Annotated in this window: 22 protein-coding genes, 1 tRNA gene and 1 riboswitch; of the genes, 17 read left to right on the forward strand and 6 right to left on the reverse strand. The window is 45.8% G+C overall.

Features of this window, described 5'->3' with window-relative positions; translation table 11 throughout:
* The 3 genes from rsxC to rsxA form a co-directional block, all read right to left on the reverse strand.
* A partial coding sequence (gene rsxC / locus RH88_RS04825) for an electron transport complex subunit RsxC (protein ID WP_005593854.1) occupies positions 1–1,852 on the reverse strand: 1,852 nt, incomplete at its 3' end.
* Between the two features lie 8 nt (positions 1,853–1,860).
* Entirely contained in the window at positions 1,861–2,448 is a 588-nt protein-coding gene (gene rsxB, locus RH88_RS04830; protein ID WP_005593855.1) for an electron transport complex subunit RsxB, read from the reverse strand.
* Positions 2,448–3,029, reverse strand: coding sequence for an electron transport complex subunit RsxA (gene rsxA / locus RH88_RS04835; protein ID WP_005593856.1), 582 nt, complete (start codon positions 3,027–3,029; stop codon positions 2,448–2,450). The genes rsxB and rsxA overlap by 1 nt, the downstream gene beginning before the upstream one ends.
* A gap of 360 nt (positions 3,030–3,389) precedes the next feature.
* Between rsxA and RH88_RS04840 the strand changes: the two genes are divergently transcribed.
* Positions 3,390–4,703, forward strand: a complete 1,314-nt coding sequence (locus tag RH88_RS04840) for an anaerobic C4-dicarboxylate transporter family protein (protein ID WP_005593857.1) — start codon at positions 3,390–3,392, stop codon at positions 4,701–4,703.
* Between the two features lie 179 nt (positions 4,704–4,882).
* Here RH88_RS04840 and RH88_RS04845 read toward each other — a convergent pair.
* Positions 4,883–4,958: transfer RNA gene (locus tag RH88_RS04845), tRNA-Asn, on the reverse strand.
* 542 nt (positions 4,959–5,500) lie between these two features.
* Here RH88_RS04845 and uvrB point away from each other — a divergent pair.
* The 3 genes from uvrB (at position 5,501) to luxU (ending at position 9,544) form a co-directional block, all read left to right on the forward strand.
* On the forward strand, positions 5,501–7,531 hold the full coding sequence (uvrB, locus tag RH88_RS04850) for an excinuclease ABC subunit UvrB (RefSeq protein WP_005593858.1): 2,031 nt from the start codon (positions 5,501–5,503) through the stop codon (positions 7,529–7,531).
* A gap of 265 nt (positions 7,532–7,796) precedes the next feature.
* Positions 7,797–9,185, forward strand: a complete 1,389-nt coding sequence (luxO, locus tag RH88_RS04855; protein WP_005593860.1) for a quorum-sensing sigma-54 dependent transcriptional regulator LuxO — start codon at positions 7,797–7,799, stop codon at positions 9,183–9,185.
* 20 nt (positions 9,186–9,205) lie between these two features.
* Positions 9,206–9,544 (forward strand): quorum-sensing phosphorelay protein LuxU, encoded by a 339-nt coding sequence (gene luxU, locus RH88_RS04860; protein ID WP_040757852.1) that lies wholly within the window; start codon positions 9,206–9,208, stop codon positions 9,542–9,544.
* On the opposite strand, the gene RH88_RS04865 is transcribed toward luxU, so the two are convergent.
* Complete coding sequence (locus tag RH88_RS04865) at positions 9,530–10,417, reverse strand: YvcK family protein (RefSeq protein ID WP_005593863.1); 888 nt, start codon at positions 10,415–10,417, stop codon at positions 9,530–9,532. The genes luxU and RH88_RS04865 overlap by 15 nt on opposite strands.
* Before the next feature lie 191 nt (positions 10,418–10,608).
* A riboswitch (molybdenum cofactor riboswitch) is annotated at positions 10,609–10,746 on the forward strand.
* Here RH88_RS04865 and moaA point away from each other — a divergent pair.
* From moaA to RH88_RS23540, 10 genes are all read left to right on the forward strand, one after another.
* Entirely contained in the window at positions 10,735–11,724 is a 990-nt protein-coding gene (gene moaA / locus RH88_RS04870; RefSeq protein WP_005593864.1) for a GTP 3',8-cyclase MoaA, read from the forward strand. It overlaps the preceding riboswitch by 12 nt.
* A 90-nt stretch (positions 11,725–11,814) precedes the next feature.
* Positions 11,815–12,327 (forward strand): molybdenum cofactor biosynthesis protein B, encoded by a 513-nt coding sequence (gene moaB, locus RH88_RS04875; RefSeq protein WP_005593866.1) that lies wholly within the window; start codon positions 11,815–11,817, stop codon positions 12,325–12,327.
* A gap of 24 nt (positions 12,328–12,351) precedes the next feature.
* On the forward strand, positions 12,352–12,831 hold the full coding sequence (gene moaC / locus RH88_RS04880; protein ID WP_005593869.1) for a cyclic pyranopterin monophosphate synthase MoaC: 480 nt from the start codon (positions 12,352–12,354) through the stop codon (positions 12,829–12,831).
* Complete coding sequence (moaD, locus tag RH88_RS04885; RefSeq protein ID WP_005593871.1) at positions 12,828–13,073, forward strand: molybdopterin synthase sulfur carrier subunit; 246 nt, start codon at positions 12,828–12,830, stop codon at positions 13,071–13,073. The genes moaC and moaD overlap by 4 nt, the downstream gene beginning before the upstream one ends.
* 1 nt (position 13,074) lies before the next feature.
* Complete coding sequence (gene moaE / locus RH88_RS04890; RefSeq protein ID WP_005593872.1) at positions 13,075–13,530, forward strand: molybdopterin synthase catalytic subunit MoaE; 456 nt, start codon at positions 13,075–13,077, stop codon at positions 13,528–13,530.
* A 208-nt stretch (positions 13,531–13,738) separates the two neighbouring features.
* Positions 13,739–14,155: a CBS domain-containing protein gene (locus RH88_RS04895; RefSeq protein WP_005593875.1), complete on the forward strand. Its 417-nt coding sequence runs from the start codon at positions 13,739–13,741 to the stop codon at positions 14,153–14,155.
* A 65-nt stretch (positions 14,156–14,220) separates the two neighbouring features.
* Complete coding sequence (locus RH88_RS04900; RefSeq protein ID WP_040757849.1) at positions 14,221–15,681, forward strand: MATE family efflux transporter; 1,461 nt, start codon at positions 14,221–14,223, stop codon at positions 15,679–15,681.
* A gap of 62 nt (positions 15,682–15,743) precedes the next feature.
* A complete protein-coding gene (locus RH88_RS04905) occupies positions 15,744–18,050 on the forward strand; it encodes a zinc/cadmium/mercury/lead-transporting ATPase (RefSeq protein ID WP_005593878.1) in 2,307 nt (768 codons plus the stop codon).
* 299 nt (positions 18,051–18,349) lie between these two features.
* Positions 18,350–19,108: a uridine phosphorylase gene (gene udp / locus RH88_RS04910; RefSeq protein ID WP_005593880.1), complete on the forward strand. Its 759-nt coding sequence runs from the start codon at positions 18,350–18,352 to the stop codon at positions 19,106–19,108.
* A gap of 100 nt (positions 19,109–19,208) precedes the next feature.
* On the forward strand, positions 19,209–19,361 hold the full coding sequence (locus RH88_RS23540) for a hypothetical protein (protein ID WP_005593882.1): 153 nt from the start codon (positions 19,209–19,211) through the stop codon (positions 19,359–19,361).
* 49 nt (positions 19,362–19,410) lie between these two features.
* On the opposite strand, the gene metG is transcribed toward RH88_RS23540, so the two are convergent.
* Positions 19,411–21,468 (reverse strand): methionine--tRNA ligase, encoded by a 2,058-nt coding sequence (gene metG, locus RH88_RS04915; protein WP_005593883.1) that lies wholly within the window; start codon positions 21,466–21,468, stop codon positions 19,411–19,413.
* Positions 21,469–21,627: 159 nt separating this feature from the next.
* On the opposite strand from metG, the gene apbC reads away from it, so the two are divergent.
* From apbC to RH88_RS04930, 3 genes are all read left to right on the forward strand, one after another.
* A complete protein-coding gene (gene apbC, locus RH88_RS04920) occupies positions 21,628–22,701 on the forward strand; it encodes an iron-sulfur cluster carrier protein ApbC (protein ID WP_005593884.1) in 1,074 nt (357 codons plus the stop codon).
* 244 nt (positions 22,702–22,945) lie between these two features.
* Positions 22,946–23,587, forward strand: coding sequence for a uridine kinase (gene udk, locus RH88_RS04925; protein WP_005593888.1), 642 nt, complete (start codon positions 22,946–22,948; stop codon positions 23,585–23,587).
* A gap of 172 nt (positions 23,588–23,759) precedes the next feature.
* Positions 23,760–25,889 (forward strand): AsmA family protein, encoded by a 2,130-nt coding sequence (locus tag RH88_RS04930; RefSeq protein WP_005593889.1) that lies wholly within the window; start codon positions 23,760–23,762, stop codon positions 25,887–25,889.
* The last annotated feature ends 26 nt before the right edge of the window (positions 25,890–25,915 follow it).

The raw sequence follows: 25,915 nt of genomic DNA on the forward strand, positions 1-25,915 counted from the left end.
CAGCAGGTTCAGTTGCTGGTGTTGTTGCTTGTTGGACTTTCTTGGCTTTTGCGCGGGCAATTGCCGCAGCGACTGCACTTTGCTTATCGCCAGCTTGTGGCTTATCGCTGTTCTCTGCGCTTGGTTCACTGGCGGCATTGCGCTGTTGTTCTGCCTTACGTTCGCGGGCCTGACGTTTACGCTCTTCACGTAGCTTGGCCATTTCGCTGTTGTCTGGTTCAGTTTGGCCTTGCTGCATTGCTTGGGCTTGTTTGGCTTTTGCGCGTGCAATCGCAGCGGCTACGGCTGGCTTCACGGGTGCTTCACCAGTATCAGACTGTGATTTTTGCGCTTTAACACGGGCAATCGCAGCGGCAATGGCATCATCGCCACCGCTTGATGTCATCTCTTGGCGGCGCTCATCGGCAGCTTTTTTAAAGCGGTTTTCGCGCTCAGCTTTGTCACGCTCTAAACGTAGTTTTTTATGTTCGAAACGTTGGCGAGCACGCTCAGCAGATTCTGCTTCTTCTTTGCGAGTACGGATTTCTGCTTTGGCTTGGCGGTAGTATTGAACCAGTGGAATTTCACTTGGGCAGACGAAGGCACAAGCCCCACATTCAATACAATCCTTAATATTAAGCTCTTCACATTTATCGAAATCTTGCGCTTTGGCATACCACTGCAATTGTTGTGGTAGTAGTGATGCAGGGCAAGCTTCTGCACAGGCTCCACAACGGATACAAGCCATTTCATGTTGGTCTGAAACGATCTCACGGCGTGTCGGCGCTAAAATACAGTTGGATGTTTTGGTGATCGGCACATTGGCGTGGGGCAGGGTAAAGCCCATCATAGGGCCACCCATGATCAAACGTGGCAATTTACGATCTTCTTTATAACCAAATTCATCTAACAAGGCTTGAACTGGTGTTCCAACCAAGGTCCAAATGTTTTTCGGTTGACTAAAACTGTTACCCGTTAATGTAACAATACGCTCAATCAGCGGTTCTCCATGACAAATAGCACGTTGAATGGCGTACAGTGAACCGACGTTTTGCACCAGCAAACCAATATCAGCAGGAATACCGTTATTGGGTACTTCTTTATTGGTTAATACCTTGATGAGCTGTTTTTCACCACCCGATGGGTATTTGGTTGGGATAACACGAATCACAATGTCTTTGTGTTGCGCAGCCAGTTCTAGGGCTTTGATCGCTTGTGGTTTGTTATCTTCAATACCGATGATGGTCAGCTTTGGCTTGAGGATGTACTCAACAATTTCAATGCCCTGAATAATGGCATCGGCGTATTGCTGCATTAAAACATCATCAGCGGTGATGTAAGGTTCACATTCCGCGGCATTGATGATCAGGATTTCAGTACGGCCAAGGCCTGCTTGAATTTTTTTGGCCGTTGGGAAGCCTGCACCACCCATACCTGAAATGCCCGCTTGGCGGATAACTTCAAGCAATTCTTCAGGGGTTTTGTCTCTGAAGTTTTCGACGATGTTACGCTCTGCCCACTCTTCTTTGAAGTCAGGTTCGATGACGATACAGGTTTCTGCCAGCCCTGATGGATGGGCCGTTGTGCGTGGTTCGATAGCGGTGATAACGCCAGACGTTGGCGCATGCACTGGCAACATGAAGCTCATATCGTATTTGGTCAGTGGTTGACCTTTTAATACGCGCTCGCCCACATTGACAATCAGGTTACCTGGTTTACCGATGTGCTGTTTGATCGGCAAGACAATCTCTTTGGCGATAGCAGCACGCTCAAGACCGTTTTTTAACGATTGCTGCTTATTTTCTGGTGGGTGAACACCGCCTGGAAAATCCCAAAGAGCGCCGGTTTTAATTTGTTTGATAAGTGACAACATACCAGTCCTTAACTCACGCGATTCTGCGCATCAGCGCCAGAATGGGTAATATCAACAACAGGAATGGCATTGAGTTGCCATTTCCAATTCGCTGTCGTGGTTTCTACAGGGATCATTTCGATACAATCCGTTGGACATGGTGCAACACAGAGGTCGCAGCCGGTACATTCATCCTTAATCACAGTGTGTAGCGCTTTGGTGCCGCCGACTATCGCGTCGACCGGACACGCTTGAATACATTTGGTACAACCGATGCACATATCTTCATGAATAAAGGCAACGGTTTTCACCGCGCTATCGAGATCGTGCGCCGATTCGGTTGCTTCAACCCCCATTAAGCCAGCCAGCTTTTCGATGGTCGCTTGACCACCCGGAGGACATTTATTGATAGCATCACCATTAGCAATAGCTTGCGCGTACGGACGACAACCCGGGTAGCCACATTGACCGCACTGGGTCTGCGGTAAAATTTCATCGATTTGATCAACGATTGGGTCGGCTTCCACTTTAAAGCGAATCGATGCAAAGCCAAGAATCGCCCCAAAGACTGCCGCCAAGACCGCGATTGCAATAACCGCAATTACAATTGAATTCATTACAGCTTCACCAATCCAGTAAAGCCCATAAAGGCAAGAGACATCAGTCCGGCGGTAATCATCGCAATTGATGCACCTTTGAATGGCGTAGGAACATCAGCAGCGCCAATACGTTCACGCATTGATGCGAACAGAATCAACACTAACGAGAAGCCTACCGCAGCACCAAAACCATAAATGATCGATTGAATAAAGTTGTGATTTTCATTGATATTCAACAGAGCGACACCCAACACCGCACAGTTGGTGGTGATCAGAGGTAGGAAGATACCGAGCAAACGATAGAGCGTCGGGCTGGTTTTATGCACCACCATTTCAGTGAACTGTACAACGACTGCGATGACGAGAATAAAGCTCATCGTACGCAAATATTGCAGTTCTAGCGGCACTAAAATGTAGCTTTCGACAAGATAGGCGCACACAGAAGCTAGGGTTAGCACAAACGTGGTCGCTAGCCCCATACCAATAGCAGTTTCGAGTTTTTTAGACACGCCCATAAATGGACAGAGGCCCAAAAACTTCACCAGTACAAAGTTGTTGACGAGCACAGTGCCGACCAACAACAAAAGATATTCGGTCATAGTATTTATTTAAGAAATTCCGATCCCGACATTATCCTGCTTTGCTCAGTCAATAACAACCAAGGAAAGCTAAGGTTTTACACTCCTGACTAAAAATTATACGCAAAAATGTCGCGGTTTGGTTCGCCGTTGTTTTCAGCAATGAATAGTTTGTGATTAAAGCGTCACCAAGTGTACATGGTTCTGTTGCTTAACGATTACAAGGCGGTAACAGCTTGAGGTTGATATCGCGATACGCTGAACAGTTTTGTAACGAGATTAGTTTTGCCTAGTTCAACTGTGACATTGCACGAATAATTGCCCCTATAAAGAGCATATTATTCACCCAGTCTATTAAACGTTGTCATCAAGGAGTTTGATGTGTTTTTTATTGAATTTTTTATTGTTCTAGGATGTATTTTAATTGGTGCTCGCATTGGCGGTATCGGTCTTGGCGTATTAGGCGGGGTCGGTCTGGCGATTTTGAGCTTTATGTTTGGCTTGAAACCAACCAGTCCACCGATCGATGTAATGTTAATGATCATGGCGGTGGTTGCAGCAGCCGCAGCAATGCAAGCATCTGGTGGTTTGGATTACCTGATTAAGATTGCTTCAAATATTTTACGTAAGAACCCTCGTCACATTACTTTTATTGCCCCTTTAGTGACGTACACTTTTACTTTCCTGGCCGGTACAGGCCATGTGGCTTACTCAGTATTGCCAGTGATTGCAGAAGTGAGTCGTCGTAGTGGTGTTCGTCCTGAGCGTCCATTAGGTATGGCGGTTATCGCCTCTCAGTTTGCAATCGTTGCTAGCCCAATCGCGGCTGCAGTTGTGGCTTTGGTTGCCTTTCTTGAGCCACAAGGCATTACACTTGCAGACGTGCTGATGGTAACGATTCCAGGTACTTTCTTAGGTTTGGCTGCTGCGTGTTTGATCGTTAATAAACTGGGCAAAGAGCTCAAAGATGATCCTGAATACCAGCGTCGTATGCAAGATCCTGCATTCCGTAAAGAAATGGAAGCGGAAGTGCAAGTTGATGAGCTTGTGATTAAACCTCAAGCAAAAACAGCGGTGGGTCTATTCCTATTTGGTGCGCTTGCAGTAGTTATCATGGGGGCATTCCCATTCCTACGTCCTAACTTTGATGGATCTCCGATGGGGATGGCTCATACCATTGAAATCATCATGTTAGCAGTGGGTGCATTGATCATTCTTATCTGTAAGCCAGATGGCAATGAAATCACTCAAGGTTCGGTATTCCATGCCGGTATGCGCGCTATTGTGGCGATCTTTGGTATTGCATGGTTGGGTGACACGTTCATCGCAGGCCACGACCTTATGGTGAAAGAAGCGGTATCAGGCATGGTAGAAGTTGCACCATGGACTTTTGCTTTCGCACTATTTGGTTTGTCAGTGATGGTAAACAGCCAAGGTGCAACTACGGCGGTATTAGTACCAGTCGGCATTATGCTTGGTCTGCCAGCTGAAGTGATTATTGCTACATTTGTGGCAGTGAATGGTTACTTCTTTATTCCGAACTACGGTCCTATTATCGCTTCGATTGACTTTGACCGTACCGGCACCACGAAAATTGGTAAATACATCTTTAACCATAGCTTTATGATCCCTGGTCTATTGAGCATGGTCTTTAGTATTATCTTTGGTTTTGTTTTTGCAGGCTTCGTACTGTAACGGTAAAGGCTTATATGAGTGCGAGTGGGGTTTCTATTATCGCTCATGACTGAGATTAATATGATGTTGAAAAAAGACGCTTTCGGGCGTCTTTTATTCTTTGTGCCTTGATGCAAAGAAAGTGTGAAGGCTAGAAACGAAAAAAGCTCAACCGTGAGGTTGAGCTTTTTTATCGAATTTGGCTCCCCCTGCAAGACTTGAACTTGCGACATACGGATTAACAGTCCGCCGTTCTACCGACTGAACTAAGGGGGAATAGCTATAAAGCGAGGCGAATATTATCGAGACCTAATGCAAGAGTCAACTCTGTAAGCGAGATAAAAATTAATTTTATAGCAAAAAAAAACTTTACTTTTTGCTAGGCCACGCCAGCTATAGGCTGGATTTACTTATCCACTAAATTTGTGGATAACCATGTTAATTAAAATTGAGTAACTAAGTTTATCCACAGGTGGAGCAAAAAAACATCATTTAAAATTGACAAGGATCTTTCACTAAAGCACCAAGCTGTAAGGTTTTATGTCAGAAAAAGATCGAAAATAAAATTAACTGGGAGAAAATGATCAACTGCGAGATGGTGCACGTTTTGGAGGTTTTGTGAGTAAGTTGTGTATAGAAAAAGAGAGGATTTTGCGCTGGATAGCGACAGGGCGAAGAATAATATCAGGATCCCCAGTACGGATCTAGACTTAATCGAACAAAACAATCAAATCAGAGATTAATTTCTTTTTTTGTACTTGAGTCTGTATATATATACAGACAAAATAGAGAGTCAGACACAGAACCTTGAGGACGTTATGAGCAAACTGTATGAGCTCGTCTCAGACTATCAACCATCGGGTGACCAACCGAAGGCCATTGAAAAGTTATTAGAAGGGATAGATTCAGGTTTAGCCCATCAAACATTACTCGGGGTGACGGGGTCTGGTAAAACCTTTACCTTGGCAAATGTGATTGCTTCTACCCAGCGTCCTGCTATTTTGCTCGCGCCGAATAAAACCTTAGCGGCACAACTGTATGGTGAAATGAAAGCATTTTTCCCCAATAACGCGGTTGAGTATTTTGTCTCTTACTACGACTACTACCAACCAGAGGCGTATGTGCCGACGACCGATACATTTATTGAGAAAGACTCCTCCATTAATGCGCATATCGAGCAGATGCGTCTATCGGCAACGAAAGCATTACTAGAGCGTAAAGACGCTATTATCGTTGCGTCGGTATCCGCAATTTATGGTTTGGGGGATCCACAAGCCTATTTGCAAATGATGTTGCATATTCGCCGTGGTGATGTACTTGACCAACGAGATATTTTACGTCGCCTGGCAGAGCTGCAATATAGTCGTAACGATGTCGCGTTTGAGCGTGGTCAATTCCGAGTTCGTGGTGAAGTGATTGATATTTTCCCCGCAGAATCGGAACAAGATGCGGTTCGAATTGAAATGTTTGATGACGAAATTGATTGCATCAGTGTTTTTGACCCATTAACAGGGGCAATTAAGCAGCGTGATTTGCCTCGCTATACCATCTATCCAAAAACGCACTATGTGACGCCTCGTGAGCGGATCTTAGAAGCGGTTGAGCATATTAAGGTTGAGCTGGAACAGCGTAAAAGCTATTTGCTGGATAATAATAAGTTGCTGGAAGAGCAGCGCATTAGCCAGCGTACTCAATTTGATATCGAAATGATGAATGAGCTTGGCTTTTGTTCAGGAATAGAAAACTACTCACGCTATCTGAGCGGTCGAAAAGAGGGTGAGCCGCCTCCAACGTTGTTTGATTATCTGCCACAAGATGGCTTGTTGGTCATCGATGAGTCCCACGTTACCGTACCGCAAATCGGCGCGATGTTTAAAGGGGACCGCTCGCGCAAAGAAACCTTGGTTGAGTATGGCTTCCGCTTACCGTCAGCTTTAGATAACCGCCCACTCAAATTTGAAGAGTTTGAAGCGTTAGCGCCGCAAACTATATTTGTTTCTGCTACTCCGGGTCACTATGAATTAGAAAAATCCGGAGATGATATTGCCGACCAAGTTGTTCGTCCAACGGGCTTGTTAGATCCTGAACTTGAAGTTCGCCCCGTTGCGACACAGGTTGATGACTTGTTGTCTGAGATTCGTATTCGAGCAGCTAAAGATGAGCGTGTGTTAGTCACCACACTTACCAAGCGCATGGCGGAAGATTTAACCGAGTATCTTACTGAGCACGATGTAAAGGTGCGCTACTTACACTCTGATATTGATACCGTTGAACGGGTCGAGATTATCCGAGACTTACGCTTGGGCGAGTTTGATGTGTTAGTGGGCATTAACTTACTGCGTGAGGGGTTAGATATGCCGGAAGTGTCGCTGGTGGCGATACTGGATGCAGATAAAGAAGGCTTCCTCCGTTCTGAACGCTCGTTGATTCAGACCATTGGTCGTGCGGCGCGTAACATTGAAGGTAAGGCGATCTTGTACGCGGATAGAATTACTGGCTCGATGAAACGTGCTATGGACGAGACTGAGCGACGTCGTGAAAAGCAACATGCGTACAATGTTGAAAACGGTATTACACCACAATCGCTGAAACGTAATATCAAAGATATTATGGAGCTGGGTGATATAGCGCGAGGTCGTAAGAAAACGCCGGGCAAACAGGTGCCGTTAGCGAAAGTGGCTGAACCATCGCAAAGTTATCAAGTGATGACGCCACAGCAGTTGGAAAAAGAAATCAGCAAGCTTGAGGCGCAGATGTATCAACATGCTCAGGATTTAGAATTTGAAATGGCGGCCGCGAAGCGGGATGAAATAGAAAAGTTACGCGCTCAGTTTATCGTTAATAGTTGAGTTTACTGTTCGACAGACAAAAAAATAGCCAATAGGAAGGGTCTATTGGCTGTTATTTGTGAATACTAAGTTCACTAACAACGTCAGTTGGCTAGGTGACCCATGAGGGTCAGTTATAGATAAGCAGTAACTATGCCAATTGTTTTGGCGCAAAAATCACACAAAAATCAATCTTAATCAGCTTAACTTGGTCATTCTGTTTGCAAATTGCAAAGCGCAATGCAATTATTTAGATAAAATGCAAATGGATTTACGCGGTTAGGCTATGCCACAAAGCACCCATACACAAAAAAGCAGATATCTGCTGATGGTAGAAGATACCGCCTCTGTGGCGGCACTCTATCGTTCTTATCTTACGCCGCTGGGTATCGATATTAATATCGTCGGTACCGGGCGCGATGCGATTGAAAGTCTTGAATTTCGCACACCCGATTTGATCTTGCTCGATTTGCGCTTGCCCGATATGACAGGGATGGATGTTCTACAAGCGGTCAAACAGCAAAACCCGGATGTGCCAGTTATTTTCATGACTGCTCATGGCTCGATCGATACCGCGGTTGAGGCGATGCGGTTAGGCGCACAAGATTTCTTGATCAAACCCTGTGAAGCGGACCGACTGCGCGTGACGGTGAACAATGCGATTCGCAAAGCAACGAAGCTAAGAACCGAAGCGGGAACCAATCAAGGCTATCAAGGGTTTATCGGCAGTAGTCATACCATGCAAGCGGTCTATCGCACGATTGACTCGGCGGCGACCAGTAAAGCGAGTATTTTCATTACTGGTGAAAGTGGTACTGGTAAAGAGGTGTGTGCAGAGGCATTGCATGCCACCAGTAATCGTGGCGATAAACCGTTTATTGCCATCAACTGTGCTGCCATTCCTAAAGACTTGATTGAAAGTGAATTGTTTGGTCACGTTAAAGGGGCCTTTACTGGCGCGGCAACCGATCGTGAAGGCGCTGCGGAACTGGCCGATGGCGGAACCCTGTTTTTGGATGAATTGTGCGAAATGGATCTGGACTTGCAGACCAAATTACTGCGTTTTATCCAAACCGGAACCTTTCAAAAGGTGGGTTCATCCAAAATGAAAAGTGTGGATGTACGTTTTGTTTGTGCAACCAACCGAGACCCATGGAAAGAAGTACAGGAAGGGCGCTTTCGTGAAGACTTGTATTATCGCCTTTACGTTATCCCACTGCACTTACCACCTTTGCGTGAGCGTGGCGAAGATGTCATTGAAATTGCATACTCCTTGCTAGGCTTTATGTCGAAAGAAGAAGGCAAAGATTTTATCCGTCTCTCGCCGGAAGTGGTTGATCGCTTTGCTCGCTATGAGTGGCCCGGTAATGTGCGTCAATTGCAGAACGTACTGAGAAATGTAGTGGTGCTTAACAATGGCCGTGAAATCCGCTTAGACATGTTACCACCACCGTTGAATCAACCTTGTGAGGGCGTGTCACGCAGCGTCAATGAAGAAACAGAGACCTTGTCGGTACACGATATTTTCCCGTTATGGCTGACGGAAAAAAATGCCATTAAGCTGGCGATAAAAGCGTGTGAGGGAAATATTCCGAAAGCGGCTGGTTATCTCGATGTTAGTCCATCGACACTATACCGTAAGCTACAAGGTTGGAATGAAAAAGAGACCAAGTAACGATGGTTATGGAAGTGGTTATGCAAGTATTAAATCAAGCGAAAGTAGAGCGTTTAGGGAATGAGATAGGCAAAGAAAATGTGCCTATTTTACTCGAGATTTTTTTAGGTGAACTGGCGCAATACATCGAGACATTGTCTGCTGAGCAAGATAATCAAGGTACTTACTTGAAAGATATAAGTCATGCTTTGAAAAGCAGTGCGGCCAGCTTTGGTGCGGAAGCATTGTGCGCGTTAGCGGTTGAATTGGATGCCGCAGCAAAAGCCGGAGCATCACTTGATGATGCTGAAATAAAACAAAAGATGTTAGCGCTGCTGGTGGATACGCAGCAACGCTATAACAGCTTACTCGGCCAATAGTTGTACGATGGCTTGTTGTAGCTTTTGACGATCGTGTCGCCAATCTCGGTTTGGCGACGCAAGGTCGCTCACTACGTAGTTCCAGTCACTCAGTTCTGGATGCGTCTCTTCACCAAGAATGACATCAATTTTGCGACCTTGGCAGGCGCGTTCGCACCATTCCAATTTTTCACGTAAGGTCATACGACCTGCCGGGCCATATTCTGGTGATAGGTTTTCGACAAACACCAATTTTGCGTTTTGGTTTTGTGCAATCGCACGGCCAACTTCGGTAAGTAACAACGGTGGCATGATGCTGGTCAGAAAACTGCCCGGGCCAAGAATAATCAAATCGGCTTGTTCAATGGCTTGAACACCTTCTTTGGTGGCTGGCACTTCAGGATCAAGATCTAAGCGTTGTAGATCGGCTTCCATCTCATCAACACTGGTTTCACCGGTTACCCATTTTCCTTCTTTGGACAGCGCCTTAAGATCAGAAGGGTGTTCAGACATGGGCACGATGTTTACGTCAACCTTCAGCATGTTGCGGATAAGGTTGATCGCGTCGAGTGGGCGTACCGACAAGTTATCGAGTGCCGTCAGCATTAGGTTGCCTAAGTTATGTCCATCCAGTTCGCCAGCGCCTTTGAAGCGATACTCAAACATCATCGAACTGATTGAGGGCTCGGTAATGAGCTGGTTGATACAGTTACGTGTATCTCCCCAAGCAATACCACCTTGGCAATGTCGAATTCGACCCGTTGATCCACCATTGTCGGTCGTGGTGATAATGCCAGTGGCATTGGAGCCGAAATCCGCAAGTGCCGCAAGCATTCGTCCTAAGCCGTGGCCGCCGCCAATGGCGACAATTTTGTGTTCAGAATATACAGTCATTCGTTTTTTCTTATTTTGTCATAACCAACTACAATTTAAATTAATCCATTTATCGTCGGTACTCAATAGTAGGTAATTTGCCCGTTTGGCACGATTTTTTTGTCTCTAGGGTAGAATCACTTACCAATATTAAGTATTTTATAAGACAGCTATCGTTAATATGGATTGTGATCGCAACTATATCATATTGACGGTTGCCATAACTCCGAGCTTTACCCGCTAAGTTCAATACAGAATAAGCGCGTTGAGCCAGTGACGAAAGGTCACAAGGGCATGATTGGAAATGGTCATGCCTCCCGTGTTTGGAAAGGTGTTCCGTGGCGCAACAATTAGAAGATAAATTTCATCGCAAGTTTTATTACTTGCGTCTCTCAGTTACAGATGTTTGTAACTTCAAATGTACCTACTGCTTACCTGATGGTTATAAACCTTCGGGGCAGAAAAACTCGTCTTTTTTATCACTACCTGAGATCAAACGTGTCGTTCGCGCGTTTGCCGATTGTGGTACCAGCAAGGTACGTATTACAGGTGGTGAGCCTAGCCTACGCAAAGACTTCACTCAAATAATCGAAACCGTAGCGAATACGGAAGGTATTCGTAAGGTTGCGACAACGACCAACGGTTACCGGATGGAAAAAAGCGTGCTTGAGTGGCAGCAAGCGGGGTTAACCCATATCAATGTGAGTGTTGATAGCCTCGATCCGCGCTTATTTCACCAAATCACAGGTGAGAACAAGTTCAATCAGGTGATGGGTGGTATCGAGCGTGCGCTCGAAATTGGTTATAAGCAAATCAAAGTTAATGTCGTATTGATGAAAGATCTCAACTCTCATCAATTACCTCTGTTTCTTGATTGGATTAAAGACCGTCCTATTCAACTGCGTTTCATCGAATTGATGCAAACGGGTGAGATGGATGAGTTGTTTAAGCAGCATCACGTATCCGGTGTCCAAATTCGTAATCAATTGATCGCGAATGGCTGGTTGCTTAAGATTCGCGAAAAGAATGACGGCCCTGCACAGGTATTTGTTCACCCTGACTATAAAGGTGAGATTGGCCTTATCATGCCGTATGAGAAAGGTTTCTGTGAAAGTTGTAACCGTCTTCGCGTTTCAGCGTTAGGTAAATTGCACCTTTGTCTGTTTGGTGATCACGGCGTAGAGCTGCGTGATTTGCTGGCAGAAGATAAGCAAGAGCCTGAGTTGATAGCACGCATTCAACAGCAGTTACAAACCAAATCGGTCAGTCACTTCCTGCAAGATGGCAACACCGGTATGACGCCGAATTTAGCCTCGATTGGCGGCTAACGTCGTTACATAATCAGAGCAAACACATTCAAATAATAGCCAGTCGACGTTCGTCGGCTGACAAATAAATTACAACAGGTAGGTGATCAAATGGGTCATGCAGAAAGCAAATTCCAAGCAGCAAATATTGCAGTATTAACGGTATCGGATACTCGTACAGAAGAGAACGATACATCAGGTGGTTACCTAGCTGAACACGCAAAAGAAGCGGGTCACAATGTCGTTGATAAACAAATTGTTATCGATGACATGTACAAGATCCGTGCGATTGTTTCACAATGGATTGCTGATGAAAACGTCCAAGCGATCATGATTACAGGTGGCACAGGTTTCACTTCACGTGACAGCACGCCAGAAGCATTGAAGCCACTATTTGATAAAGAAGTGGAAGGCTTTGGTGAATTGTTCCGTCAAGTGTCTTACGAAGAGATTGGTACTTCAACCATTCAATCTCGTGCGATCGCTGGTTTTGCTAACCACACGGTTATTTTTGCTATGCCAGGCTCTACAGGTGCATGTCGCACGGGTTGGACGAAAATCATTAAGCAGCAGCTTGATGCGAGCCACCGTCCATGTAACTTTATGCCACATCTATCGGTTTAATCCGACTCATAACGCGGAGCAATCATGACTCAGTTTACCCATATCAATGCTTCAGGCGAAGCGAACATGGTTGATGTATCAGCCAAAGTTGAGACGGTACGTGAAGCACGTGCAGAAGCTTTCGTCCACATGGCACCTGAAACCTTACAGCTTATTTTGTCTGGCGATCATCACAAAGGTGATGTATTCGCGACGGCTCGTATTGCGGGAATTCAAGCCGCGAAAAAGACATGGGACCTGATCCCACTTTGTCATCCACTACTGCTTTCCAAAGTAGAAGTGCAGCTTGAATCAAACCAAGCAGAAAATTACGTGCGCATTGAATCGGTTTGTAAGCTTGCAGGTAAAACCGGTGTTGAAATGGAAGCGCTAACGGCTGCTTCTGTTGCTGCACTGACGATTTATGATATGTGTAAAGCGGTACAAAAAGACATGGTGATTAGCCAAGTGCGCCTGTTGGAAAAAACGGGCGGCAAATCTGGTCACTTTAAGGCGGACGCATGATTAAAGTACTCTTTTTTGCTCAAACCCGTGAGTTAGTCGGTATCGACGAACTGCAATTGGATGAGTCATTCACCAGCGTAGAAGCGCTGCGTGCACACTTAGCCGCTCAAGAAGGTAAGTGGGATCTTGCGTTGGATCCTGGGCGTTTATTGGCGGCGGTGAACCAATCGATTGTGCCACTAACACATGCGATCACGGATGGCGATGAAGTGGCGTTTTTCCCACCGGTTACCGGAGGCTAAGATGGATTCACGTGTAGCGGTACAAGTTGAAGATTTCAATGTTGGTGATGAATACCAAGTATTAGCGCAAGGCAGTGCTTCTGGCGCTGTAGTGACCTTTGTCGGTAAAGTTCGCGACATGAATCTTGGCGATAATGTCGTCGGCCTGTCGCTAGAGCACTATCCGGGCATGACAGAAAAAGCGTTAGCCGAAATCTGTGATGAAGCGGAAAAGCGTTGGCCTTTAGAAGCGATCCGCGTGATTCACCGTGTGGGTGACATGGATACCGGTGATCAAATCGTGTTTGTTGGTGTGGCGAGTGCACACCGTGGCGCAGCATTTGATGCGTGTGAATTTGTGATGGACTATCTGAAAACCAAAGCTCCGTTTTGGAAAAAAGAGCGTACCACTGAGGCGACTCGTTGGGTGGATTCACGTGATTCCGATGCCAAAGCGGCTGAGCGCTGGCAACAGTAAATACGCTTTTGCCTAATAGGCACAGAAAACCATTATTACAGACGGCCATAGGATAACCCTATGGCCGTTTTTTTGTTTGATTGGAAATACCTATCGCAAAAATCGTCGCTTTCCATTTAGTAAAATCAAGAAATTAGGCGACACTTACTGTAACGAACATTTTTCATAGCAGCCAAACCAACGTCAGTTGCACGAAAAGGAGATAAAGATGGAATCGTTAAAAGTAAGAGATTATATGACCCTACAAGCGGTGACGTTTAATCCAGAAATGTCGCTTAGTGCAGCGTTAGATAAAGTCATGGATTCAGACTACCTTGGTGGCCCAGTCATTAACGAACAAAAACAAGTGATTGGTTTTCTTTCAGGACAGGATCTACTTGATAAGCTGATCAAAGTGAGCTATTTCTGCCAAGACACCCACATTGTCAGCGATTGTATGTCGTCAGAAGTACTCTCTGTATCACCTGATATGTCGATTATAGAATTGGCCGATATGATGCAAATTGGTAAACCTAAGGTTTATCCAGTATTGGATAATGGTAAGCTGGTGGGTATCATCACGCGTAAGCATGTTTTGCGTGCGATTGCGAAAAATATCGACGCATGCTTTAAGCATCCGGTATAAAGGACAATCAGTTAAGTTGAAATAAGGCGCTGCGGCGCCTTTATTTTTGATATCAAGGGAAGAGAATGACCGAGCGAAGTGCCAAATTTACCCAAGGATCCACAATGCGCCATATTTTAGTGATGTCGGGCGCAGGTTCAGTCGGTTTGATGGCGCTGTTTGTGGTCGATTTACTTGATATGCTGTTTATCAGTATGTTGGGGCAAGTCGAGTTGGCTGCGGCGGTAGGCTTTGCTGGCACATTAACGTTTTTCTCGACTTCCATTTCCATTGGTACTTCGATCGCTATGGGCGCTTTGGTCTCTAAGGCCATTGGTGCTAAGCAATTCACCTACGCCAGAGCTTTGAGCAGCAGCATCATGTTGACCGCATTTCTGATCAGCTGTGTGGTCAGCGCGGTGATGTTTGCCTTTATTCCCGAGCTACTCGCCGCTCTGGGGGCGAAGGGGTTTGTGGCGGAGCGCGCGCAAGCTTATCTACAGATTTTACTTCCTAGTGGACCGATTCTGGCACTTGGCATGGCGGCAGGGGCTGGGCTTAGAGCTGCTGGTGATGCTAAGCGTTCAATGTGGGCGACGTTGTCCGGTGGCATCGTAAATGCCATTCTAGATCCAATTTTTATTTTTATTTTTCTGTGGAATGTCGAAGGTGCGGCTTTTGCCTCGGTGATTGCGCGTTGTACCGTACTGGCATTCTCCTTGTATCCGCTGATCAAAAAGCATGACTTGGTTGCCAAACCTTCGCTTTCAATTTGGCGGTGCAATACCAAAGCAATTCTTGCCATCGCGATACCTGCGATTATCACCAATATCGCTACCCCAATTGGTAATGCCATCGTCACCTCGTCGATTGCGCCTTACGGTGAAGATTTTGTCGCTGGGCTTGCGGTGATTGGCCGCCTAACGCCAGTTTGTTTTGCAGTGATTTTTGCGCTGTCAGGCGCGGTTGGCCCGATCATTGGACAAAACTTTGGCGCTAAACGATTTGATCGGGTGAAAGAGACTTTAAATAACTCCTTGTTAGTGACTACGGTCTACACCTTGTTGGTTTGTGTGATCCTCTATTTTTCTCAGCAGTATGTAATTAAAGGCTTTAGCCTTACTGGTGATGCGGCGTTGATTGTGGGCACATTTTGTACCTATGTCGCGCTAAGCTTTATTTTTAATGGCATGCAGTTTGTTGCCAATACCTCATTCAATAATCTCGGCAAACCGCTTTATTCGACGGCATTGAATTTAGGTAAAGCCACTTTAGGCACCTTGCCATTTGTCTACTTTGGGGCGCACTGGTTTGGTGCGTTAGGTGTGCTTTATGGTCAAGCTCTGGGAGGAGTAGTGTTTGGTTTGATAGCATTGTGGGTATTACAAAAACACATTCGTGACTTGATGCAAGGTGAGGCAGTTGAATTAGACCCACAAGACCCATCAATAACCAGTCTCAATACCACGCCATTTTGTAGCCACGATGCGGTTCTAATTGAAGATGTGGCCGCCAACAAAGATTTTTTACAAAAATCCGCAAAATAGTTTGACCTTGGAGTCTACTCCAAGGTTTATGCTAATGGTGTACAGTGATAGGAGAATCTAATATGTGCACCAAACATGAAGGATGTCGTTCGCCAAAGCTTGCAACGAATCCAACTCAAGCAAGCTCTTGCTCAAGTCCAAAAATCAATACGATTAAAATGGCCAGCGTCACGACCAGTGATGTGGATTGCTGTAGCAGTTCTGCATGTGCAAGCGGCAGCGATCCTACCGATGAGGAAAGCGATTCCGGCTCCCTAAGCCAAGCCCAATTTACGCATAGTTGGAAAATTCAAGGCATGGATTGTCCTGCTTGTGCGCGAAAAATAGAAACCGCAGTGAATAAAGTCAGCGGCATTATCGAAGCGAAAGTGCTGTTCGCCACTGAAAAATTGGTGATTAAATCTAATGATGTAGGTGTTGCGGCGTTAGTCGAGCAAACCATTACTGATACCGGTTTTACCTTTACTGCGCCAAATCAAAAATCATCGCCAGCAAAACCAACGGGTTGGCTTGCGGTGCTCAAACAAAATGGTCAGATTGTTGCAATCGCATCAGCCATGGCCTTCGCTGCGATCATCAAACCAAGCTTCCCTCAAGTGAGTGAGTGGCTGTTTATTCTTACCTGTTTAGCTGGCCTTTATCCAATTGGTAAAAAAGCACTTATGCTGGCGAAATCAGGCACTCCATTTGCCATTGAAACCTTAATGAGTGTTGCCGCTCTCGGCGCGCTATATTTAGGCGAAAGCGTTGAAGCAGCAATGGTATTACTGCTGTTTCTAATTGGTGAGCGATTGGAAGCCTTTGCCGCCTCTCGTGCACGCAGTGGTGTGCAAGCATTGATGGAGTTGGTGCCAGAAAACGCCACTAAAATTGTCGATGGACAACGTATTGAAGTCTCCGCAAGTGAGCTCAATCCCGGTGATGTGATTGAAGTTGCCCCTGGCTCGCGTTTACCAGCAGATGGACGACTACTTGATACTGCGGCGAGTTTTGATGAGAGTGCGTTAACCGGAGAATCAATCCCGGTGGAGCGCTTGCCGCAAGATGCTGTTATGGCGGGCGCGGTGGTTGTCGATAGAGTGGTGCGCTTAACCATTACGTCTAAACAGGGCGAAAATGCCATCGACCGTATTCTGCATTTAATTGAAGAAGCCGAGTCGCGTAAAGCGCCTTTGGAACGCTTCCTTGATCGCTTCAGTCGTTGGTATACCCCGTTGATGATGCTGGTGTCATTGTTTGTCATCATTACGCCACCGCTACTGTTTGCTCAGCCATGGGAGACGTGGGTATACCGTGGTTTGGCATTGTTACTGATCGCTTGTCCGTGTGCGTTGGTGATTTCTACTCCTGCCGCTATTACATCTGGTTTAGCGGCGGCGGCGCGTCGTGGAGCCTTAATCAAAGGGGGCGCAGCGTTAGAACAGCTTGGTCATGTTGAAGCCATTGCGTTTGATAAAACCGGCACCTTGACTAAAGGTAAGCCGGAAGTCACCGATGTGATCAGCGTGAACGGTTTTAATGATCTTGAGCTGCTTCAATCTATTGCGGCAATCGAGGTCGGCTCAAGCCATCCTCTAGCAACATCCTTGGTCAATCACGCTAAGCAACAAGGTATACGCTTACCGGAAGCCGACGATAAACAAGCTCTAATAGGTAGCGGTATTCGTGGTGTCATTGCTGGTGTGACTTATCAAGCGATTGCGCCAAGTAAACTGTCGATGGCGCTGGGTAGTGAGCTTGAACAGCACATTACAGAGCTAGAAGGGCAGGGGAAAACCGTGATTGTTGCGTTGCAGGACCAGCAAGTGATGGGCTTAATTGCTTGGCAAGATACGCTACGAGAAGATGCAAAACGAGCGGTAAAAGCGCTGAAAGATCTCGGCATTAGTTCCATCATGCTCACAGGCGATAACCCGCGTAGTGCGGCAGCGATGGCTGGGCAGATTGATATCGATTATCAAGCGAGCTTATTACCACAAGATAAAGTGCACTATGTAGAATCGCTCTCTGCGCAACGAAATGTGGCGATGGTCGGTGATGGTATTAACGATGCACCAGCAATGAAAGCGGCCAGTATTGGTATTGCGATGGGTGGCGGTACGGATGTTGCGCTAGAAACAGCTGATGCTGCAATTACGCATAACCGTTTAACCGAATTGCCAGCGATGATTGAACTGTCACGTGCAACATTGAATAACATTCGCCAGAACGTATTCTTGGCTCTGGGGCTAAAAAGTGTCTTTCTCGTGACCAGCTTACTCGGGATCACCGGACTATGGGTTGCGGTATTGGCAGACAGTGGTGCGACTGCGTTGGTGACCTTAAATGCATTGCGTTTGTTGAAGTTTAAAAGCAAGCAAGATGGCTAGTGGTTAACGGTATTTAAGCTACCTTTATTTAATGCCAACCAGATTGAATACCAAACAGAGTAATTCACTGATAGCCACGCAATTTCGATTCGTGGCTATCATTTTTATGCAATGAGTTGACCTCAAGTTTGGTTTAATTGTGATGCCAAACGTTTTTGTGTGTAAGTGTGAATGTTGTTACTTGTCTTGATGTGACGCTTGTCACTCTTTATTGTTTGGTTGTTGGTTAGAGTGGTTTGGTACCCAATAAATTAACACAGTGAAGCTAGTCTGGCGTTTGCTGTTATAAGGAGTTCTCTATGTCCCAAGCTGTATTCCATTTAGGTGTTACTGAAGCTGATCTTGCTGGTGCTACGTTGGCGATCATTCCTGGCGATCCTGCTCGAGTGCAAAAAATTGCTGAAGAGATGGAGAACCCAGTATTTCTAGCTAGTCATCGCGAATATACGCTGTACCGTGCGGAACTCGATGGTAAACCTGTTGTTGTTTGCTCAACGGGTATCGGTGGTCCTTCGACCTCAATTGCCGTAGAAGAGTTGGCACAACTTGGTGTGCGTACCTTCTTGCGTGTGGGTACTACTGGTGCAATTCAGCCACATGTGAATGTAGGCGATATGATTGTTACCACGGGCTCTGTGCGTTTAGACGGTGCGAGCTTACACTTTGCCCCAATGGAATTCCCTGCAGTTGCAGATTTTGCTGTTGCGACAGCAATGAAAGCGGCAGTAGAAGAGTCTGGTGCGACAGTTCATATGGGCGTTACCGCTTCAAGTGATACTTTCTACCCAGGTCAAGAGCGCTACGACACCTTTACTGGCCGTGTTGTACACCGTTTCCAAGGCTCGATGAAAGAGTGGCAGGAGATGGGCGTGCTGAACTTTGAGATGGAATCTGCAACACTACTGACTATGTGTGCAAGTTCAGGTCTAAAAGCGGGCTGTGTGGCTGGTGTGATCATCAACCGTACCCAAAAAGAAATCCCAGATCACGCAACGCTAAAAGAGACCGAAGCTCGTTCTATCAAAGTTGTGGTAGAAGCGGCGCGTAAAATGCTTTAAGGCATCGCCATTTAGGCACTACTGCTAGTGCAGTCAACTTAAAGCCACCTGATTAAAAGGTGGCTTTTTTGTTGCCTTAGAGAGTAGAGAAGAAGCGAGAATGAAAGAGGCGAGAATCGAGAGCAAGGGCAGGGAAGAAGCGAGAATAAGAGAGGCGAGAATCGAGAGCAAGAGCAGGGAAGAAGCGAGAATGGGAGAGGGGAGAAGCGAGAATGAGAGAGGCGAGAGAAAGAGAAAAGAAGAAGTGAGATAGAGCTAAAAAAAATCCCCGCCGGAGCGAGGATTTTAAACGGATGTCGTAATTACATTACGCGCATGCCAGGTTGAGCGCCTTCGTGCGGCTCAAGAATCCAAAGCTCACTGCCACCAGGGCCTGCTGCTAGGATCATACCTTCAGACATACCAAACTTCATCTTACGAGGTTTTAGGTTAGCGACCATAACAGTCAGCTTGCCTTCTAGCTCTTCAGGTGTGTAAGCTGATTTGATACCAGAGAATACTTGACGCGTTTCGCCACCAATATCCAACTGGAACTTCAATAGCTTGTCTGCTTTAGGCACCGCTTCACATGAGATGATGCGTGCTACGCGAATATCCACTTTAGCAAAATCGTCAAATTCGATTTCGTCTACGATAGGATCTTTGCTTAGCTCTGTTTCACCTGCTGATTTTGCCGCTTCTGCTTGCTCTTTCGCTGCCATTTCTGCCGCAGCATCTTCTTTTGATGCTTCGATCATCGCTTCGATGTTCTTAGGATCGATGCGGTTAAATAGCGCTTTAAACTTAGTCACTTCGTGATCCGTTAGCGGTTGAGCGATACCTTCCCAAGTCAGTTCTTCATTTAGGAACGCTTCAGTACGCGCTGCAAGTTCAGGCATTACTGGTTTTAGGTAAGCGATCAGAACGCGGAACAAGTTGATACCAACAGAACAAATCTCTTGTAGTTCTTGATCTTTGCCTTCTTCCTTCGCTACAACCCATGGGGCTTTTTCATCCACGTATTGGTTTGCTTTGTCAGCTAGTGCGGTGATTTCGCGGATTGCACGACCAAACTCGCGTGTTTCGTAAAGTTGACCGATGCGCTCTGCCGCTGCAACGAATTCGTTGTATAGCTCAGGTTCAGCAAAGTTTGCAGATAGCTTGCCTTCAAAACGTTTCGCGATGAAGCCTGCGTTACGAGATGCTAGGTTAACAATCTTGTTGACGACGTCTGCGTTAACACGCTGAGTGAAGTCTTCAAGGTTAAGGTCTAGATCGTCAATACGGCTGTTTAGTTTTGCTGCGTAGTAGTAACGTAGACACTCAGGATCTAAATGTTGTAGGTAAGTGCTTGCTTTGACAAACGTACCTTTCGACTTAGACATTTTCGCGCCGTTTACCGTTACGTAGCCGTGTACAAATACGTTGTTAGGCTTACGGAAACCAGAGCCTTCAAGCATTGCAGGCCAGAATAGGCTGTGGAAGTAAACAATGTCTTTACCGATAAAGTGGTAAAGCTCTGTGGTGCTGTCTTTTTTCCAGTACTCATCGAAATCCAGACCGTCAGTTTTGTCACATAGGTTCTTAAATGAAGCCATGTAACCAACTGGTGCATCTAGCCATACGTAGAAGAATTTGTTCTTCTCGCCTGGGATTTCAAAACCGAAGTAAGGTGCATCACGTGAGATATCCCACTGTTGCAGGCCAGATTCAAACCACTCTTGCATCTTGTTTGCGGTTTCAGTTTGTAGCGAACCAGAGCGAGTCCACTCTTGCAGCATGCTTTCAAACTGAGGCAGATCGAAGAAGAAGTGCTCAGAGTCTTTCATGATTGGTGTTGCGCCAGAAACGGCTGATTTCGGGTTAATCAGTTCCGTTGGGCTGTATGTCTCACCACAAGCGTCACAGTTGTCGCCGTATTGGTCTTCTGACTTACATTTCGGGCAAGTGCCTTTTACGAAACGGTCAGGAAGAAACATCTCTTTTTCTGGGTCAAACAACTGAGAAATCGTACGGCTAGAAATAAAACCGTTTTTCTTCAGTTCAAGATAGATGTGAGAAGCCAACTCGCGGTTCTCTTCAGAGTGCGTGCTGTGGTAGTTGTCAAAGCTAATATCGAAACCAGCGAAGTCTTTTTGGTGCTCTTCGCTTACTGCTGCGATCATTTCTTCTGGCGAGATACCCATCTGTTGAGCTTTAAGCATGATTGGCGTGCCGTGAGCGTCGTCAGCACAGATGAAATTTACAGTGTTGCCACGTAGGCGTTGGTAACGAACCCAGATGTCAGCTTGAATGTGCTCAAGCATGTGACCTAGGTGGATCGAACCGTTAGCGTACGGAAGGGCGCAAGTTACCAGCAATTTTCTTGGATCGTTTGCCATACTTAATATTCGCTTATCTCGATAGGTATAAAAATTTTGATGGATAATACTAACTCATGAAACCTCTAACTCCAAGGTGTCAGCGAATCGATTACCCTAGTTTTTTTGGGGTTCTGTAGCGCTTTACTCGGTGGTACGATGAAGTGATAAGGAGGGCCTATGCGCCAATTTACTTCAAAGCAAGATTTCTGTGATTGGTTGAACGAGTTTCGTCATCCAAATTTAACCCCTGGTTGGGCTGATGAGCCTAATTTAGTCAAGGTTGATCCCAATGGTTTTTTCGCCATCCAAATTCCTTACGCGGCCAATGATCTTGCCACCGCGATGCAGTGTTGGATTGAACATCAAGTTCGTACCGAGCAAGTGAGCCCATTTGAGTTTCAAATTAGTATTGCGCCGAAAGCGTTGCACACTCAAGTAACCACAGCGGTTAAAGGGGTGAAAAACATCATCGCGGTTAGTTCTGGTAAAGGTGGTGTGGGTAAATCAACCACTTCGGTCAACTTAGCCTTAGCGATCGCCCAATCGGGCGCGAAAGTGGGTTTGTTGGATGCCGACATCTATGGTCCATCAGTGCCGATCATGCTTGGCCAAGTGGAAGCAAAACCTGAGGTACGTGATAACAAATGGATGCAGCCGATCGCAGCGCATGGCATTTATACTCATTCGATTGGCTATTTAGTCTCTCAATCGGATGCGGCGATCTGGCGTGGACCAATGGCTTCAAAAGCCTTGGCGCAATTGATCAATGAAACTGAGTGGCCAAATCTCGATTATTTGGTGATTGATATGCCGCCGGGCACCGGTGATATCCAACTAACCTTGTCACAACAAATTCCGGTGACAGGTGCGGTGATCGTGACCACGCCGCAAGATCTTGCCTTAGCCGATGCCCGCAAAGGGGCTGCGATGTTTGATAAAATCGAAGTGCCTGTGATCGGTTTAGTAGAAAATATGAGTTACCACATTTGTAGCCATTGTGGCGAAAAAGAGCACATCTTTGGTTCGGGTGGCGCAGAGAAAATGTCAGCGGAATACGGTTTGGATATTTTGGCGCAAATTCCGCTGCATATTCACGTGCGTGAAGATCTTGATAATGGTGTTCCGACCGTGGTTGCAAGACCAGACTCTGAGCATACGGAACAGTACATGGCGTTGGCTGAATCGGTGTGTGCACGGATGTTTTGGCGTGGCGAAGTGAAGCCGGAAGCGATTGATATCACCTTGTTATAACGTCGGTTTCATATAAGTAGTGGGCAGTTTCAAGCCAACTATAGCTAATTTTATACTGGTTAAACGTTTGCTTTTGTTTTGCTTATTCCTTTTTTGCTTTATCGTGAGAATAAAACTATTCCCTGCTGGAATATCGGCAGGGTTCTCCCTATAATCAGGCGGTTTAATTAGGCACTGCTAACCATTCCATGCCACACTTTTAGCAGGCCACAGATCACCAATCAATTCATCGGGTGCAAGAATAATGTCTGATAATAATCAATGTGTCATCGTCGGTATTGCTGGCGCTTCTGCTTCAGGTAAAAGCCTAATCGCAAGCACTATTTATAATGAACTTCGTGAGAAGGTAGGCGATCATCAAATTGGTGTGATTACGGAAGATTGCTATTACAACGATCAGACTCATTTGAGCATGGAAGATCGTGTAAAAACCAACTATGACCACCCGAATGCGCTAGATCACAATCTATTGTGTGACCACCTAGAGAAACTGATCAAAGGTGAAGCGGTTGAAGTGCCAGAGTATAGCTACACAGAACATACTCGTATGACCAATACCACCACTATGACACCGAAAAAAGTGATCATTTTAGAAGGTATTTTACTGTTGACGGATCCACGCTTACGTAAGCTAATGCATGCGACCGTATTCATGGATACCCCACTGGATATCTGCCTACTTCGTCGTGTTAAGCGTGATGTAGAAGAGCGTGGCCGTACGATGGAATCAGTACTAAAGCAGTACCAAGCGACAGTTCGTCCAATGTTTATGCAATTCATTGAACCTTCTAAGCAACACGCGGACATCATTGTTCCTCGTGGTGGTAAAAACCGTATTGCTATCGATGTACTAAAAGCTCACATTGCTAAATTGTTGAAATCTTAACAATACTCTCGCAATAGAGACTTTATTAATTTTTAGATAAGTGGCACTTTAAGTGCCACTTTTTTTTTGCGGCAAGTCAGCGCTGATTAGCGTAAACCTCGCCGTGAAGGGTTATACTTGCTGTAATCCCTGTTTATTTTTGGCCTTTGGCTGTGAAGTAAGGACACTGCTGATGAAAAAGCTCGCGTTAATAATCGCTATTCCTGTTGTAGCAATACTTGCGGTAGTACTCGCACTGGTATTGCTGGTTAACCCTAATCAATTTAAACCTCTTATCGTCGAACAAGCTAAGCAACAAACCGGCTTAGATTTAGTTATCGACGGTGATATTAGTTGGAAATTCTTCCCATCTGTTGGCTTTACGTTAGGCCAAACCGCGCTGAAAAACCCGCAAGGTTTTACTCAGCCTAACTTGTTTAAGGTTGAGCAAGTAGGTGTGGATGTTTCGGTTATGCCGCTCTTTAGCCAGCAGCTGGACATCGGTGAAATCACCTTAGATGGGGCTGAGTTCTATCTTGAAACTCGCAAAGATGGTGTTAAAAATATTGATGCGTTGAGCAAAAATCGAGCATCAGCGCAACAAGAACCCGCGAATCAAGAAAGCAGTAGCAGTGAATCTGCGCCAGCAGCATCTCCAGCGAGTGATTGGAGCATCAGTTTAGCGGGTGTTGCGATCACTAATGCTCTGTTGGATATTCAAGATCAGCAAACAGGTAGCCATACCAAGCTATACGATGTGTCATTGACCTTGTCAGAGTTTGCATTTGATCAGTGGAGTAAAGCGGATTTTGCTGCTAAGGGCGAAACCAACCAACAAAAATTTACCGCGCAAGGCACCGCTGAACTGAATTTGGCCAAAGGTTTTAGCCAATACGCTCTGCGTAATATCGCCTTTGATGCGAGTTACAATGATGCCAATAATCAAATTGATGAAGCGAAAATCGAATTGGCGACTTTCGAGTTTGATAAAGCGAACGCGTTGAAATATGCCGTGAAAGGTACGGCGGCAGAGTTAGGTTTAAACCTGAAAGGTAGTGCCCAGCTTACCGTAGACAAAGCGATTTCTAAAGTGGTGATGAGTCAGCTGATTCTCGATGCTAACTTTGAAGGCGCAAGTTTGCCTCAGTCACCAATGAAAGTGGATATGGCTTCTGATCTCTCGTTTGATCTTACCACGAACCATTTGAGCTTCGTGCTGGAGAAGTTGACCGCAAACGCACTGCAATTTGACGGTAAGCTCGATGTCACGTTAACAGAGATCCCTAAGATTGTGTTCAATCTGCATAGTCCAGATATCGATGTGGACGCATTTTTAGGCCAAGGTAGCAGTGAGCAAACCGTCGCTAACTCTGAATCCGGCAGTAAGCCTGCGGCAGAAAAATCTTCTGCACCAGTGGCGGCGACCACAGAGCAAGAGCCTGATCTTTCTGCGCTGAAATCACTGGATGTGACTGGTGCGATCACCATTGATAAATTTAAAGCTGCCAATGCAAAAATGCAGAATGTAACGGCGAAATTTAGTGTGAATCGCGGTGTCGCTAAGCTGACGTCATTTAATTCCAATCTCTATGATGGTTCAATTAAAGCCACCGCAACGTTAGATGCACGCAAATCACCTGCGAGCTATTCTGCCAAATCATTCATCACAGGTGTTAAGGTGCAACCGTTGCTTATCGATGTCGCAGACAATGATAAGTTAGAAGGTACGGGTAACATCGATGTTGATGTCCGTGGTCGCAGTTTAACGCCGAGCGGTATTAAGCAGAATCTTGTCGGTACGGTAAAAATCAACTTTGCTGATGGCGCCGTGAATGGCTTGAACGTGGCACAATTGATTCGTGAAAACTACGCGAAATTCAAAGGCCAATCGCTTGAAGGCCAAGATGTGGCTAAGAAAACCGACTTTAGTGCTATGACCGCAACATTGACACTTAATAAAGGCGTGGTGAAAACGGATAACCTACATGCGCAATCTCCACTACTCCGTGTTCGTGGTGCTGGTAGTGCCAATTACATCAAAGAGACGGTTGATTTTACAATCAGCACTTCAATTGTGGGCTCGTTAGAAGGCCAGGGTGGTAAAGACATCGATGAGCTAAAAGATCTCACTATCCCAGTGAACGTTTCTGGTTCTTGGTCTAAGCCTAAATTTAAGTTGGTGTTTGATGACGTGCTGAAGCAAAAAGCCGAAAAAGAGATCAATCGTGGCTTAGAGAAGCTGGATGAAAAATTGGGCGATAAAATCAAAGATGAAAAGACTAAAGAAGCTGTGAATAGTTTGATTAAAGGCTTGTTCAATTAAGGTTCTATTGGGTCATTAAACTGCTT

Origin of the sequence: Vibrio scophthalmi LMG 19158, from assembly GCF_000222585.1 — a bacterium.
Taxonomy (GTDB): domain Bacteria; phylum Pseudomonadota; class Gammaproteobacteria; order Enterobacterales; family Vibrionaceae; genus Vibrio; species Vibrio scophthalmi.